Source organism: Kitasatospora sp. NPDC059747, assembly GCF_042732955.1.
Taxonomy (GTDB): Bacteria; Actinomycetota; Actinomycetes; order Streptomycetales; family Streptomycetaceae; genus Kitasatospora.
The window spans coordinates 1-14,317 of the sequence record NZ_JBHWGV010000026.1 but is presented as its reverse complement, the minus strand read 5'-3'; the positions used below and the strand labels follow the sequence as shown (position 1 = coordinate 14,317).

Genomic DNA, 14,317 nt, shown 5'->3' with positions numbered 1-14,317 from the left:
GGGAAGGGGTGCGACCGGAGCGACGGGTGGGGGCCGAACATGGCGTCTGGTGCGGGGCGTACCGGGTGGGTGCGGGAGCGGGACCTCCTGCCCGACCTCTTCTGGGCCGCCGACTCCGCCTCGCTGCACGGGCAGCACCGCTCGGTGGTGCTCTCCGCGTGGGAGCTGGTCCTGCTCCTCGTCGCCGCCGCGACCGGCTCGGCCGACGGCGAGGCGTGGGCCTGGCCGGCCGCCGTCGCCTACCTCGGCGCGATCGGGTTCGCCGTGGTGATCGGCCGGCAGAACCCGCAGGGCCTCTGGTACGAGGGCCGGGCCGCCGCGGAGTCGGTGAAGACGCTCGCCTGGAAGTTCGCCGTGCGGGCCGACGCCTACCAGCCGCCGCCGCGCGCCCTGCCGGACGCCGAGGGCCTGTACCGCTTCCAGCTCGGCCGGGTGCTGGGCGCCTTCCGCGGCGGCCCGGCGGTCGGGTCGCCGCCGGGCGCGGAACCGGGCGGGGAACCGCTCGCCGGGCCCGCCGGGATCACCGACGCGATGCGCGACCTGCGCGCGCAGCCGCTGGCCGTCCGCCGCGAGGTGTACCTGCGCGAGCGGATCGAGGTGCAGCACGCGTGGTACCGCTCGAAGTCCCGGTACTGCGCCCGGGCGGGCTTCTGGACCGGTGTGCTCGGCGTGGTGCTGCCCGCCCTCGGGCTGGTGCTCGCGGTGCTGCGGGCGCTCGGCGCGTTCACCTACGACGCGCTCGGCACGGTCTCGGCGGTGGCCGCGTCCGTCGCCGCGTGGGCGCAGCTGCGCCAGTACCGTCCGCTGGCCGCGGCGTACGGCCTCGCGGCCGACGAGCTGGACCAGATCCGGCGCCAACTGGCGGCGCTGGAGCTGGAGTCGGCGGACGCCGAGGAGATCTGGGCCCGGCTGGCCCGGGACGCCGAGGACGCGGTGTCCCGGGAGCACACCACCTGGCAGGCCCGCCGGGAGATCCGCACCACCACCGACCGGTGACCCCCCACCGGTGACACTCAGGAGGCAGGCGCGTGGCGTTACGAATGGTCAAGGCCCCGGGCGGACGCGCACTCGCCGTGGAGTCCCTGGGCGATCCGCGCGGCCGTCCGGTGTTCCTGCTGCACGGCATGCCGGGCAGCCGGGTCGGCCCGCACCCGCGCAGCACCGTGCTGTACCGGCTGGGGGTGCGCCTGATCTCCTACGACCGGCCCGGGTACGGCGATTCGACCCGGCAGGTCGGGCGGCGGGTGAGCGCGGCGGCGGCCGACGTGCGGACCATCGCGGACGACCTCGGCCTGGAGGCCTTCGCGGTGCTGGGCCGCTCCGGCGGCGGCCCGCACGCGCTGGCCTGCGCGGCGCTGCTGCCGGAGCGGGTGAGCCGGGTGGCGGTGCTGGTGGGGCTCGCGCCGCGCAACGCGACCGGCCTGGACTGGTACGCGGGGATGACCCCGTCGAACGTCCGCGCCTACCGGGAGGCGGAGCGCGGCCACGACCGGATCGCGGACACGATGGAGTTCCGCTCCCGCCAGATCAAGGACGACCCGGTCCGGCTGCTGAAGGGCCTGCGGCCCGAACTGTCGCCCGCCGACCGGATGGTGGTGGCCGACAGCGGGCTGCGGCGGATGCTGCAGAGCAACTACCGGGAGGCGTTCCGGCACGGCGCGGACGGCTGGATCGACGACGTGCTGGCGTTCACCGCCGACTGGGGTTTCAAGTGCGAGGACATCGCGGTGCCGACCTGGCTGTGGCACGGCGCGGACGACCAGTTCTCGCCGGTCGAGCACTCCCGCTGGCTGGCCGACCACATCCCGGGCGCCGAGCTCTTCCTGGAGCCCGGCGCCGCGCACTTCGGCGCCTTCCGGGTGCTGACCACCGCCCTGGCCTGGGCCGCCGGCTAGGGCGTCAGGCCTTCACCGGCGTCAGGCCTTCACGGGCGTCAGCGGCTCGTCCCCGGCCAGCACTGCCAGGACGTTGTCGACGGCCAGCCCGCCCATCGCCTGACGGGTGGCCACGGTGGCGCTGCCGAGGTGCGGGGCCAGCACGGCGCGCTCCTGGGCGAGCAGGGCGGACGGCACCGCGGGCTCGTGCTCGAAGTTGTCGACGGCCGCGGCGAACAGCGCGCCGGACTCCAGGGCGGCCGCGAGCGCCTCCTCGTCGACCACGCCCGCCGTCATGCTCACCACGACGGCCCCGCGCGGCAGTCGCGCCAGCCGCCGGGCGTCCAGCAGGTGCCGGGTGGCCGCACCGAGCGGGCAGGTGACGACCAGCACCGTGGACGTCGCGAGCAGCTCGTCCAGCGGCTTCCACTGCGCGCCCTCGGCCCGCTCCGGCGGCAGTTCGCTCCGGTTGTGGTAGCTCACGGGCATGTCGAAGCCGCGCGCCCGCCGGGCGACGGCCTGCCCGATCCGGCCCATGCCGAGGATGCCGAGCGGGGTGCCGGACAGCTCCATGCCGAGCAGGAAGTTCGGCGCCCACACCCACGGCTGCCCGGAGCGCAGCAGCCGTTCGCCCTCGCCGAGCCTGCGGGTGGCGGCGAGCAGCAGCGCCCAGGCCATGTCGGCGGTGGCGGTGGTGAGCACGCCGGGGGTGTTGGTGACGAGCACCCCCCGTTCGGCACAGGCCGCCACGTCGACGTTGTGGTAGCCGACGGCGTGGTTGGCGACGATCCGCAGCCGCGGCCCGGCGGCGTCGAGGAACTCGGCGTCCACCCGGTCGTCCAGGGTGGTGAGGACGGCCCGGCGGCCGGGCAGGGCGGCCAGCAGCTCCGGCCGGGGCATCGAGCGGTCGGAGTCGTGGCAGGTGGCGGCGTGGTGCGCGGTGAGCCGTTCGATCACCCCGGGCGCGAGGCGGCGGGTGACCAGGACCGGGGGCGGGGTAGTCATGGCTCCGGAGCGTACCCCGCCCCCCTGAACGTCCCTGCGAACGTTCCTCGACGCGTCACACCGGCTGCGGTTCCAGGTCCCGGTTGATCCGCTTCCAGCCGCGTGCCGACACCGTGTTGGGGTGCTCCTCGCCGAACTGCCGGATCAGCTCGGCGATCGAGCGGGCCCGCAGTTCCGCCGCCTGGCCGTGCCGCGCGGCCGCCCGCAGGGTGATCGCCAGGTTGGCCTCGCAGGCGACGGCGTCCGGGTGCCGGGGGGTGTAGCGGGCGCACAGGCCCTCGTAGGCGGCGCGGCCCAGTTCCTCGGCGCGCTGGGTCTGCCCGTCGTCGCCGTACGCGTTGGCCAGGTTGATCATCGCGTTGAGGGTGTAGGGGTGGTCCGGCCCGACGGAGCGGGTGAGCCCGTCGACGGTGGCCCGGCCGCGCTCGATGGCGCCCGGGACGTCGCCGCTGCCGCGCAGGTAGATGCCGAGGTTGTTGGCGCAGGCCAGGGTGAACGGGTGCTCGTCGCCGAACAGCCGCCGGTGGCCCTCGAACACGGTCGCGCACAGGTCCCGCGCGGTCTCCTTGTCGCCGGAGGCGCTGTGGTCGGCGGCCAGGTTGAGCGCGCAGGCGAGCGCGTCGGGGGCGTCGGCGCCGTAGCGCTCCAGGTAGCGCTCGTAGGTCTCCTTGGTGATCCGGCGGGCCTCGGCGATCTGGCCGATCCGGCGCAGCGAGACGGCCAGCGACTTGGCGTTGCGCAGGTTCTCCGGCAGGTCGGGGTCGAGGACGTCGCCGAGGTCGGCGGTGACCTCCTGGAGGAGTTCCACCGAGCCCTGGTAGTCGCCGAGTTCGCGCAGGTCGCGGGCGAGGTTGGACTTGGTGGAGAGGGTGTAGGGGTGCTTGGGGCCGAGGACGGCGGTGCGCCGGTCGAGGGTCTCCTGGTCGAGTTCGCGGGCGAGTTCGCTCTCGCCGACGAGCCGGTAGTCGATCGCCAGGTTGTTGGCCATGGCGAGGGTGCGCGGGTGGTCGTCGCCGAACAGCTCGCGGAACTGGGAGAGGATCTCGCGGTCGAGTTCGAGGGCGGCCTGGAACCGGCCGAGGGCCCGGCGGTCGGCGCCGAGCGAGCCGGCCGTCATCAGGGTGTAGGCGTGGTGCTCGCCGAGCAGGCCGCGCTGGCGCTCCAGGGTGTCCTCGTCCAGGGCCAGGGCCTCGGCGTAGTTGCCCTGGGAGCGCAGGACGTTGGCGAGCTGGAAGCGCAGGAGGAGCGTCTGCCGGTCGCCCTCGCCGAGCTTGCGGGTCCACTCGGTGTCCAGGGCGTGGCCGAGGTCGCGGGCGCGGTCGAGCTCGCCGCGCTTCCACAGGTAGCGGACGCGGTCGATGAGCAGCTGGCGGGTGTCGGCCTCGTCGCAGTTGTGCGCCTTGGAGGGCGACAGGTGCGGCCAGATCTCGTCGAAGGCGGGCCAGTTGGCGGGGTCGTCGGTGTCGCCGAGGACGGGCCGGGCGCCGGTGAGGATGCGGTGCACCTCGTGGACGGCGACCTCCTGCTCCTCTTCGGTCATCTCGGCCCGGATCACGGCCTGGACGAGCCGGTGCACCTGGAAGCTGTTGCTGCCGGCGTCGACCTTGGCGAGCGCGTAGCGGCCGATGGCCTGGATGACCTTGCCCAGCATGAACTTGTCGCTGAGGTCGGCGTCGTACTTCACCAGCGCCCGGATCATCTGGTCGCTGTAGAAGAGGTTCATCGAGATCGGCTCGGGCGCGAAGAACGCGCACAGCTGGAGCAGCCGCACGGCGGCCGGGGACTGCTGGCGCAGCCGGCCGATGGAGACGTTCCAGGTGGCGCCGACCGGGGTCGGGTAGTCGGCGGGCCGGGCGACGGCCAGCGCGCGGGCGGCCTCGGCGTGCAGCTGGGTGACGTACGTCTCGACCGGGGTGCCGGTGGTGTCCAGCCACGCGGCGGCGACCTCGACGGCGAGCGGCAGGTCGCCGACGGCCTCGGCGACCCGGTCGGCGTCCGCCCGGGACAGGCCGCGGGCGCGCCGGCACAGGTGCTCGACGCTCTCGCCGCGGGTGAAGACGTCGACCTCCAGGGCCTCGGCGTGCCCGGTCCAGGCCTGGTTGCGGGAGGTCACCAGGATGTGGCCGGAGCCGCCGGGGAAGAAGCGGCGGATCTCGGACGGCTCGTCGGCGTTGTCGAAGATCAGCAGCCAGCGGGCGGTGGGCCGGCCCAGGCGCAGTGCCTCCCGGGCGGCCTCGGCGGCCTCGGTGACGGAGTCGCCGACGCGCAGGCCCAGGCGCCGGGCCAGTTCGGCGAGGGCGGGGGCGACGAGCTCGGTCTGCTCGGCGTCGATCCACCACACCAGGTCGTAGTCGGACATGAACCGGTGCGCGTACTCCAGGGCGACCTGGGTCTTGCCGACGCCGCCGAGCCCGTACAGCGTCTGCGGGGTGGGCAGGACGGCCGCCATGCCGCCGCGCAGCTGGTTGCGCAGCTGCTCCAGGACGGCGGCGCGGCCGGTGAAGGACGGGTTGCGCGGCGGGACGTCCCACACGGCGGGCTTGCTGCCGGGGAAGCGCGGCCCGCCGCCGTTGCCCTCCGGCAGGGCGGCCTCGCCGCGGCCGAGCGCGCGCAGCAGCGTCTGGACGGACTGCGCCTCGTCGCGGCCGACCAGGTCGACCGGGTTGCGGTTGCTGAACGGCGCGGTGAGCCGCACGTCGCCGACCCGGACGGGCACGAGCTGGCGGCGCGTCCCGGACGGGTCGGAGCTGACCACGGACTCCCACAGGGCCCGGGCCTGCGGGGAGCGCTGGTAGGCGGGCGAGAGCACGGCGACCGTCCGGTAGGCGGCGTCGATGCCGCGCTCGGTCTCCTCGCGCGGGTCGGTGCCGGCGCTGAGGTCCCGCGGCAGCACCCGGAAGCCGGCCCGGGTGAGGACGGACTCGATCCAGTCCGCCCACATCCGGTCCTCGGGCACGTACGACAGGTAGAGGTCGGCGGGCACGGAAGGGCGGCGGCGGGTGAACGCGTCGACGTAGCGCAGCCGCACCTCCTCGTCCACCGCCGGCAGGTTGGTGACCCGGCCCTCGGTGATGACGGAGGTCAGCCGCTCGCACGCGGCGAGCATCGAGGTGGGCGTGCCGGGCTGGTCGCCGAAGGTCGCGAGGATCTCCTCGTAGGCGTAGAACGGCCGGTACGGGATCTCCACCGAGCCCCAGTACTGGGCGAGTTCCTCGCCGCCCAGGCCGGCCGGCAGCCCGTCGAAGCGCACCCGGGCGAGGGCGCGGCCGGCGTCCGCCTTCTCCTTCTCGCCCTCGTCGATGCGCATCGGGACGGGCAGGATGCGGATGCCGCGCTCGCGGTAGCGGTCGTGGATGTGCTGGGCGATCCGGGAGGCGCCGTCGATCGACTGGTCGCTGAGGGTGAAGCAGACGACGAGGTCGTCGGGCATCTGCACGGTGCAGATCTCGGCGATGTCGGACAGGCCGGTGCGGGAGTCGATCAGGACGTAGTCGTAGCGCTTGGCCATGTCGGCCTTGAGGGCGTCGAAGAACTGCCCGCCGTCGAACCGGTCGTAGAAGATGTCCCAGTCCAGGTGGGTGACGGCCTCCGAGTAGTCCCGGTTGAACTGGCCGGCGGAGAGGAAGTCGAGGCTGCCGCCGCGCGGGAACAGCGGCCAGGACAGCGACAGGGCGTGCGGGTGGACGCGGGCGAAGTCGAGGTGCCAGCCCTCGGCGTGCTCGACCGGGCGCAGCGCCTCCTCCCGGTACTCGGCGATCAGGTCCATCATGCCGGTGGTGCCGGCGAGGGAGGCCGGGTCGAGGAAGGGGTGGAAGAACTTGGCCAGGCCGGGCGCCTCCAGGTCCCAGTCGACGGTGAGCACGCGGTAGCCGTTGGCGGCCAGGATCCAGGCCGTGTTGGCGAGCGCCATGGTGCGGCCGGTGCCGCCCTTGTACGAGTAGAACGTGATGATCCGCCCGCCGCGGTCCTGTTCCTGCGCCCGGCCGCGGGCCTCGCGCTGCGCGGCCAGGTCGGCGGCGGTGAGCCCCCCGAGGCGGAGGTTCCTGGTGGTGTTGTCACTCATCTGGGTCCTCCCACGGGCGCCGTCCCGTAGCCGGGGTCGTCGTCGGTGTCGTCGCGGTCTGGGTGGTCGTCGCGGTCGGTGGGGCCAGGTCCGAAGGGGTCGGGTTCGCGCCGGAAGGCGTCCCGCAGGTTGGGCCGCGGCGCCGGGGGGTCGTCCGGCTCGGCCCGGGTGCGGCTCTCGAAGGCGTACTTGGCCTTCATCGCGGCCCGGGGCAGCGCGTCGTCGAAGTCGTCGAGGCTGGTGAGCCCGGCGGTGCCGGTCGCGCCGAGGAAGCTCGGGCGGCTGGCCCGGCGGGTGATCCGCAGCGTGCGGTCGCTCAGTTCGCCGAGCTCGCCCTCGCGTTCCTGGCACTCCGGGTCGTCCATGTTCCACGGTTCCAGGACGCCCACCCAGGTGGCGTCCGAGCGGTCGAAGCGCCGGACCAGCTCGCGGCGGCGCTCGTCGCACAGCGCCCAGCGGTCCAGCAGGAGCAGGCCGGGCGCGGCGGCCTCGCCGCCGATGATCGCCTCGGCCTCGTCGTCGAACTCGTGCACGGTCGGCTGGAAGCCCAACTGCCGCGCGAGGCGCACCGCGTGCTGGGCGATCGGGGAGCCGGAGGGGCGGTAGGGGTGCCAGTCGGTGCGCTTGGCGCCGTAGTAGTCGGGGCTGCGGTCCTCGGGCAACTCGCCCTGGTGGTAGGAGAGGACGGAGATCCGGAGCTGCTTGGTGGGCGCGGTGACGTTGAACGCGCTGGGCAGGGAGTTGAAGTCCAGCCGCCGCCCGACCGGGATCACCGTCTCCTCGGCGACCTGCACGATCCGCGCGGCCAGCCGGTGCACGGCCAGCTCGTAGGCGGCGCGGAAGTAGGTGAGCTTCATCAGCGCGTACAGGCCCTCGGTGGCGTAGTCCGGCCCGAAGCTCGTGTGGTTGAACTGGAGGTCGCCGGCCACCTTGGGCAGTTTGTAGCGGCTCATCGGCGCCCATAAGACCGGCACGATCCCGCTGGTGCGCTCGGAATCGAGGTTCGCCGGATAGACCGGCCGCCGGGTGAAGGCGTGCCATTCCTGGCCGCACGGAACGCTGTTGAAGTACCGCGGCGAGTACAGCGGCACGAACACCCGGCAGTTGGCCAGTTCCTCCGACAGCCGCTCCGCCCACAACTCGCCCTGGTGCATGGACTCGTCCATGAACCCCACCGGCACCCCGGCGGGCACGGTGGTCAGTTGGAGCACCGCCTCGCACAGGTCCCGGTACAGCTGGCGCACCCAGTGGTTCGGATCCCCGGCACCGCGCGCGCCCGACCTCGGGGTGTGGGCGTAGGAGAGGAAGAAGTACGGCCTGGCGTCGTCCTCGTCCCAGCCCCGGTCGTTCACACGCGCCTCCCCCGGGCCCGCCGGCAACCTGTTCCCCGCAGCCCCCGTGCGCGGGGCTTCAGTGTAGGAACGACTGGCACCCCAATGGAATAGCACAACGACTCGCACGAATTGACATGACCGAAACGACGTGCTGGTCAGCTCTGCTTGAGGGAGTCCAGATCGATGATCCGATCAGCGGGCGGGAGGCTGACGGTGACGGGGGCGTCGTAGTCCGAGAAGTCCATCGTGGTGCCGTCCGAACTCCCGCCCACGTGCGGCGACTCGACCCGGAGGGGCCGCGCGGGCCCGTCCGTGGCGACGTACCCCTCGAACGATCCGTCCTTGGACGAGGTCGCGAGGATCCCGGCGGCCTTCCGCCCGTCCACGGTCGCGGTCCCCTCGGACACGACGTCCTTGTACCAGTCGCCGTCCCCGAAGACGGGCGTGCTCTTGAGGTCGCAGAACGTGGTGACGGTCTGCAGGTCGTCCCCGTCCTTGATCCGCAGCCAGTGGTCCTTTCCGGCCGCCACCGCCTTGTCCCCGCCGAGCCTGGCCAGCAGCCGCTCGTCCTCCTTGAACAGCGTCTGCCCGCCGCTGCGCAGCAGCTCGGCCTTCCCCTGGTCCCCGAAGTCGAACGACCCCGTGCAGTCCCCGCCGGCCGCGGCCGACACGGCGAAGGTCATCTTCTGCCCCGAGTCGCTCTCGCTCCCGGTGATCTTCACCGACGCAGCCTGGGCGAACTGCTTGTGCCCCTGTTCCAGCACCGTCCCGGCACTCATGGCCGGTTCGTCACCGCTCCCGCACCCGGCAAGCCCGGCCAGGGCCAGCACGACCCCGCCGACCACAGCAGCCCGCTTGACACCCACGTCGAACCCTTCGCACAACGAACACCTGCGCGGATCCTACGTGCGGGCCCGCCCGGAACGGCGGGCGAGCCCGTGTGCCGTTGGCGACAGTCGGACGGCTCAGGACCGGGATCGGCGCAGGACGTGTTCGGCCAGGTCGACGGCCTCCCGGAGGGAGATCAGGCGGCAGTGGGCAGTGCCGATGCGGCGGGTGGTGAGGGTGGTGGAGGCGGCGAGGACCCGGGCTCCCAGGTCGGCGAAGTGGAGGTCGTCGAGGTCCGGGGCCTTGAAGGTGGTCCAGCCGTCCGGGCCGACGCAGCGGTACTCGCGCTGGGGGACGTCGGGCATCCGCAGGTCGGCGAGGTGGAAGCCGGTGAAGCGGGCCATCGGGACGCCGATCATCAGGACCTGGGCGTCGAGGTCGTAGAGGCGGCCCAGCGGGGAGTCGGGGCCGAGGTGGGAGGTGAGCGGGTGGTGCGCGGTGATCGCCCGGGCGTGCTTGCCGACGGCCGCCCAGGACGTCTGGGGGTGGTCGCTGCGCCGGGCACGCCGATGCGTGCGGATCGTCTCCGAGAGCGTCCCCATGGTCGGCGAGCACGGCGTACTGGCCGGATCGAACGGGAGCATCCGGTCGAGGTGCTCGGCCCGGCGCTCCGGAGAGAGCCCGGCGGTCTCGGCCCGGTGGATCCGGGAGGTGGCCGAGTTCTCCGGGGTCGCCGTGTAGGCGACGAGGGTGCCTTCCCCCTCCTCGTCCCGCAGGGCTTCGAGCAGGGCCTCGACCACCGTCGTCGCGCCGCCGGGCACCGGGCCGAGCGCACGCAGGGACGCCTGGACGTGGAGCACCGCACCCGCGCGGACTCCGATTTCGGTGAATTCACGGGCGAGCAGGGCGAGTGGTGCGGCGGCGACGCTGCCGGCGCGGGATTCGGTGAGGATGACGGTACCCCGGGATCATGGGCCCCGGGTGAGGGAGCCCCGGGGCGGGTGGATGGTGGTCAGACCGCGGCGTGTTCCCGCCGGGCCCGATCGGCCGCCCGTTCGGCCGCCGCGGGCAGCGGTACGGCCAGCCAGGGGGCCACGGTGGCACGCATGCCGTCGGCGAAGCGCAATCCGAGCGCGGTCAGCGCGCCCGAACCGGCCAGCCGCTCGACGGCTTCCGCGGTGTACCGCCGCCACAGCGCGAACTCGCGCCGGGCCCGGTCCGCGGCCTCGCCCGGCAGCCCGTCGTAGGCGAGCGTGCGGGTGCCCCAGTACTCCGTGACCGCCAGGTGGGCGTACGTTCCCTGGAGCAGGCCCTCCAGCGGCCGGGGGTCGGGCCGCCAGGGCGCGAAGTACAGCGTGTCGTCGCCTCGGTCGTACAGGTCCGTGAGGTCGAGCACCGCGCCCAACTTCACGTGCTGGAACTCGTGGGCCAGCAGGAGGGCGAGCGTCGGCGCCGTCGCCGGGCGGGCGATGCCCACCGCGCCGAAGGCCTGCCGGGCCGCCGAGCTGACGTCCCGGCCCGCGGGGCCCGGCCGCAACGGGGTCACCGTCGTGAGGCCGGCCCGGATGCCCTCCGCGTACCCGGGCAGGTCCCGCCCGAGCAGTTCCCAGGACTCGCGCAACGCACCCGTCCAGTCGAGGAGTTCGCCGCCCGACAGACGGGCCGACACCGCGTGGGCGTGGCTGTCGCGCAGCGGGTCGACGTCCTCCAGCGCGACCGTCCACCCGCCCGCCAGCCGGACCCGCCGCAGCGGCTCGTCCAGCAGGGTGCGGACGGTCCCGTCGGAGGCGCGGACGGAGAGGCCGTCCGCCGTGCCCGTCACGACGGCCTCCCCGTCCGGGAGGGCGAGGCGCCCGAGCGTCGGCAGGTGCAGCCACCCGCCGCGCACCGGCACGGCCACCGCGTCGCCCCGGGCGGCCCGCACCGCGGCGGCCGCGGCGAGCGCGGCCAGCGGCCCGAGCCCGGTGCCGAGGTCCCCGGCGAGCCGCCGGGCGGCCCAGGCGCGCGCGTACGGGTGGGCGAGGACGGCGTCGACGGCGGCGGGGGCGGCGACGTCCAGCGCGGCCAGCAGTGACCACGCCTCGGCCCGCCCCTGTCCGGAGGCGTCCCAGGCGGCGGCCAGCATCGCCCGGGTGAGGGCGAGTTGGGAGCGGCCGAGGGCGTGGACGGTGTCCGCGCTCCCGTAGCCCCGGGCGAGCTCGTCGAGCTGGTGGTCGGCGAGCGCGGCCGGCACGACCGGGGCGGCGTTCTGGGCAGGGACGGCCACCGCACCGCCGTACGCCGCCACGCCGTTGATGAGCGCCATGAGGTCCCCGCAGTAGACGGAGGGGTTGTCGAAGCCGCCTCCCCCATCGTCGCTCCGATAGCGGTGGGCGTACAGACCGCCTCCGCAGCTCCGGACGACGGGGCAGGTGCGGCAGGTGCCGCAGAGGCCGGCGAGACCGGACTGGCGGGCGGCGACGCCGGGGTGCCCGGCGAGGTCGTCGAGGGTGTGCTCGAAGACGTTCAGCCCGGTGGCGGGGGCGCCGTCGTACGCGGTCTTCAGGCTGTCGGCCTGCTCGAAGGTACCGTCCGTCTCCAGCACCGCGAGGTCGGAGGGCTCCAGGCCGAGCGACTCGGTGAGGCTGGAGAAGCCGCGCCGCGTCCGGTGGACGGACTCGAAGGTCCGCACGGCGAACGGCCGCCGGTCCGCCTCCCACAGCTCGTGGACGGCGAGCAGCCAGTCGGCGTACGGGGTCGGCCCGAGCGTGGAGGGACGTTTCGGCGGGTCGTCCCAGGTGGCGTGCGGGAGCAGGAAGTCGACGGCGGGTGGCTGGAGTTCGACCAGGGCCCGGTAGACCGCGACCGGATCGTTCTCGACGTCGATCGTGCACAGCAGTCCGGCGAACAGGTGCCGGTACGCGGGCTCGCGCAGCAGCGCGACGGCCCGCAGGACCTGCGGGTGGCTGCTGCGCCCGTCGGCGAAGCGCCGGTGGCGGTCGTTGGCCGCGCGGTCCCCGTCGAGCGAGATGCCGACGCGGACGCCCAGTTCGGCGAACAGCTCGCAGAAGGCGCGGCTCAGCAGCACGCCGTTGGTGTGGATGCGCAGGTCGAGGGCGCAGCCGGGCGGGAGCGCCGCCCGGAGCTCCTCGGCGGCGCGGCGCAGCCGGTCCGGGCCGGCGAGCAGGGGTTCTCCCCCGTGCAGGACGACCCGGACGGCGGGCAGCCGGTGGGCGGCCGCGTGCTCGCCGATGCGTTCGGCGGCCTTGGCCAGGATCTCGTCACCGACGGTTTTCGGCCGGGTGCGCCAGCTGCTGTCGGCGTGCTCGTAGACGTAGCAGTGGTCGCAGGCGAGATCGCACCGGCTGTGCATCTTGACCACGAATTGCGTCAGGGGAATTCGCGTCGTCATGGTCTGACTCGAAGGGTCGGTCTCGGCCCGCCGGTCAGATCGAGGAGTTGAAGGCCGCGACCGGCACGAGGCCGGATTCCGCGCCGGGGAGTGCGCGCCGCAGGCTCTCGGCGAGCTCTTCCGCGCCCAGCGCGGCCAGATCGGCGAGGGAGGGGCGCTCCGGCGTCTCCTGAGGGTCAGTCAGGTTGCCGGCCGGCCTGATGCTGGTTACCGGTGTCATATTCGTTTCCTTAGGCGCGGTTACGACCTGCCGAGGGTGGGTAAGCCACCCGGTTGCGACCAATGTAGTGCCCGCGAGGCACCAGCGCGGCACCTTGCGGTTTCGCGTTGGTGTCCGCAACGGCCCGACACCGTGCGGTGGCGCGTGGGACGCCGAGAATTCACCCGTTCGGCGGTCGCGCACTTCGCCGTGGCGCGCGCCGAAGCGGGATTCTTCGAGCCGCCGTTCGAATCGACCGGTCATCCCCCACCCGGTTCGCGGACGGACCGCACCACTTCCGCCGTGAACTCCAGACCGTAGTCGGTGAGTTCGCCGCTCGCCAAAAGTGTCTCACCCGCCGAGAGCGTGTGCGCCCGCCAGCGCTCGCCCTCCCGCTCCGCACGCTCCCGGCCGGCCCCCGAGGCGGCCTCGGTCCGCCAGAAGTCGGCCACCCCCAGGTGCGCGTACGTCCCCTGCAGCAGCGCGCCGACCGGGCGCAGGTCGGGCCGCCAGGGAGCGTGGTAGACGGCGGCGCCGTTGGGCCGGTGGAGCGGCACGAGGTCGAGCAGCGCGCCGAGTTGGACGTGCAGGAACTCGTGGACCAGGGCCAGCGCCAGCAGCACCGGATCGTCCGGCAGCGAAGCCGCCACCGCGCCGTACGCGCGCCGGGCGGCCGCGCTCACCGCCTCCCCACCGGGAGCCGGCCGGAGCGGGACGATCGTGGTGACGCAAGCGGCAACAGCCTCCGCGTGCCACCGGTGCCGCCGCACCAGAATCCCCCACGCATCCGCCAACCGCACCTCCCACACGGCCAGTTCGGAAGGCGTCAGGGGCCCGGCCGGCGGCCGCCCGTAGTCCACCCGGTGCGGCCCGACGTGGTCGATCACCGGAGCCCAGCGCAGCCCGTCGCACTCCAGAGCCAGCGGACGCCCGGCACCGAGCCGCACGAACTCACCCAGCCCACCCAACTGCACATCCTCACCAGCCGCCAGGCCGCGCAGGCAGTCGGCCGCCCAGGCGTCCAACTCCGGTCGCAGCAGCACCTCTTCCCACCGCACCCGGTCCGCCCGCTGCAGCGCGCGCACCTCGGCGTACGCCGCGTGGTACCCGTCGTCCTCCGGAGCCGCCCGGCGCAGCGCCACCAGCAGCAGAGCCCGCTTGCTCAACTGCCCCGCACGCAGGAGCCGAACAGCCCCCGCCCCTCCCCGCCCACCCGCGATCGCCCGAAACGTGGCCCGGTCCACCCCGTGCCGGGGCAACCCGTCCGCCCCCCGCGCGCCCGGCACCCCGACCGCCACAGCCTCACCCGTACCCGTCACCGCAACGTCCTCCCAGTCCGATACCACCCGGCGGCAGTCTCACCCCCTGGCAGACGGGAAACGCCGCCAACAGCCGCACATAACCCAAACGGCCGAAGCACCCCCTCCCCAACTGACCCACCCCCCTCAACCACCTCCACCCGCCGCACCAACGCACCCACCCCAACCACCCACCTTCCCCCTCCCCCACAGGCGAGAGGGAGCGCTGCGGGAGGGGGTGGCGGAGGGGGTGGCCGCGGAGAGGGGCGTGACGGGTGATTTTCAGACTGCCAACGGTGAGAACACCCCACCCACAGGGTCGGCA

10 protein-coding genes are annotated in these 14,317 nt (G+C 73.9%); 2 read left to right on the top strand and 8 right to left on the bottom strand.

Annotated elements, in window-relative coordinates; all coding sequences use genetic code 11:
• Positions 1-39: 39 nt before the first annotated feature.
• Complete coding sequence (locus ACFV4G_RS14120) at positions 40-996, top strand: DUF4231 domain-containing protein (protein WP_380439936.1); 957 nt, start codon at positions 40-42, stop codon at positions 994-996.
• A 44-nt stretch (positions 997-1,040) separates the two neighbouring features.
• Positions 1,041-1,895 (top strand): alpha/beta fold hydrolase, encoded by an 855-nt coding sequence (locus tag ACFV4G_RS14115; RefSeq protein WP_380440056.1) that lies wholly within the window; start codon positions 1,041-1,043, stop codon positions 1,893-1,895.
• A gap of 21 nt (positions 1,896-1,916) precedes the next feature.
• Here ACFV4G_RS14115 and ACFV4G_RS14110 read toward each other — a convergent pair whose 3' ends face one another.
• The 8 genes from ACFV4G_RS14110 to ACFV4G_RS14075 form a co-directional block, all read right to left on the bottom strand.
• Positions 1,917-2,879, bottom strand: coding sequence for a 2-hydroxyacid dehydrogenase (locus tag ACFV4G_RS14110; protein WP_380439934.1), 963 nt, complete (start codon positions 2,877-2,879; stop codon positions 1,917-1,919).
• A 55-nt stretch (positions 2,880-2,934) separates the two neighbouring features.
• Positions 2,935-6,942: an FxSxx-COOH system tetratricopeptide repeat protein gene (gene fxsT / locus ACFV4G_RS14105; protein ID WP_380439932.1), complete on the bottom strand. Its 4,008-nt coding sequence runs from the start codon at positions 6,940-6,942 to the stop codon at positions 2,935-2,937.
• On the bottom strand, positions 6,939-8,294 hold the full coding sequence (locus ACFV4G_RS14100) for a TIR-like protein FxsC (protein WP_380439930.1): 1,356 nt from the start codon (positions 8,292-8,294) through the stop codon (positions 6,939-6,941). The genes fxsT and ACFV4G_RS14100 overlap by 4 nt, the downstream gene beginning before the upstream one ends.
• A gap of 137 nt (positions 8,295-8,431) precedes the next feature.
• Entirely contained in the window at positions 8,432-9,142 is a 711-nt protein-coding gene (locus ACFV4G_RS14095) for a hypothetical protein (RefSeq protein ID WP_380439928.1), read from the bottom strand.
• A gap of 99 nt (positions 9,143-9,241) precedes the next feature.
• Positions 9,242-9,964, bottom strand: a complete 723-nt coding sequence (locus ACFV4G_RS14090) for an aminoglycoside N(3)-acetyltransferase (protein ID WP_380439926.1) — start codon at positions 9,962-9,964, stop codon at positions 9,242-9,244.
• Between the two features lie 152 nt (positions 9,965-10,116).
• Complete coding sequence (locus tag ACFV4G_RS14085) at positions 10,117-12,495, bottom strand: FxsB family cyclophane-forming radical SAM/SPASM peptide maturase (RefSeq protein WP_380439924.1); 2,379 nt, start codon at positions 12,493-12,495, stop codon at positions 10,117-10,119.
• A 34-nt stretch (positions 12,496-12,529) separates the two neighbouring features.
• Positions 12,530-12,715 carry an FxSxx-COOH cyclophane-containing RiPP peptide gene (fxsA, locus tag ACFV4G_RS14080; protein ID WP_359962476.1) on the bottom strand — a complete coding sequence of 62 codons (186 nt, stop codon included), beginning with the start codon at positions 12,713-12,715 and terminating at the stop codon, positions 12,530-12,532.
• Positions 12,716-12,954: 239 nt separating this feature from the next.
• Positions 12,955-13,860: an aKG-HExxH-type peptide beta-hydroxylase gene (locus ACFV4G_RS14075; RefSeq protein ID WP_380439921.1), complete on the bottom strand. Its 906-nt coding sequence runs from the start codon at positions 13,858-13,860 to the stop codon at positions 12,955-12,957.
• Positions 13,861-14,317 lie beyond the last annotated feature (457 nt).

What these genes read in the sequence shown, in the direction of transcription:
- ACFV4G_RS14120 (WP_380439936.1), top strand. Translation starts at nt 40, where the DNA reads ATGGCGTCTGGTGCGGGGCGTACCGGGTGGGTGCGGGAGCGGGACCTC.
- ACFV4G_RS14115 (WP_380440056.1), top strand. Translation starts at nt 1,041, where the DNA reads ATGGTCAAGGCCCCGGGCGGACGCGCACTCGCCGTGGAGTCCCTGGGC.
- ACFV4G_RS14110 (WP_380439934.1), bottom strand. Translation starts at nt 2,879, where the DNA reads ATGACTACCCCGCCCCCGGTCCTGGTCACCCGCCGCCTCGCGCCCGGG.
- fxsT (WP_380439932.1), bottom strand. Translation starts at nt 6,942, where the DNA reads ATGAGTGACAACACCACCAGGAACCTCCGCCTCGGGGGGCTCACCGCC.
- ACFV4G_RS14085 (WP_380439924.1), bottom strand. Translation starts at nt 12,495, where the DNA reads ATGACGACGCGAATTCCCCTGACGCAATTCGTGGTCAAGATGCACAGC.
- fxsA (WP_359962476.1), bottom strand. Translation starts at nt 12,715, where the DNA reads ATGACACCGGTAACCAGCATCAGGCCGGCCGGCAACCTGACTGACCCT.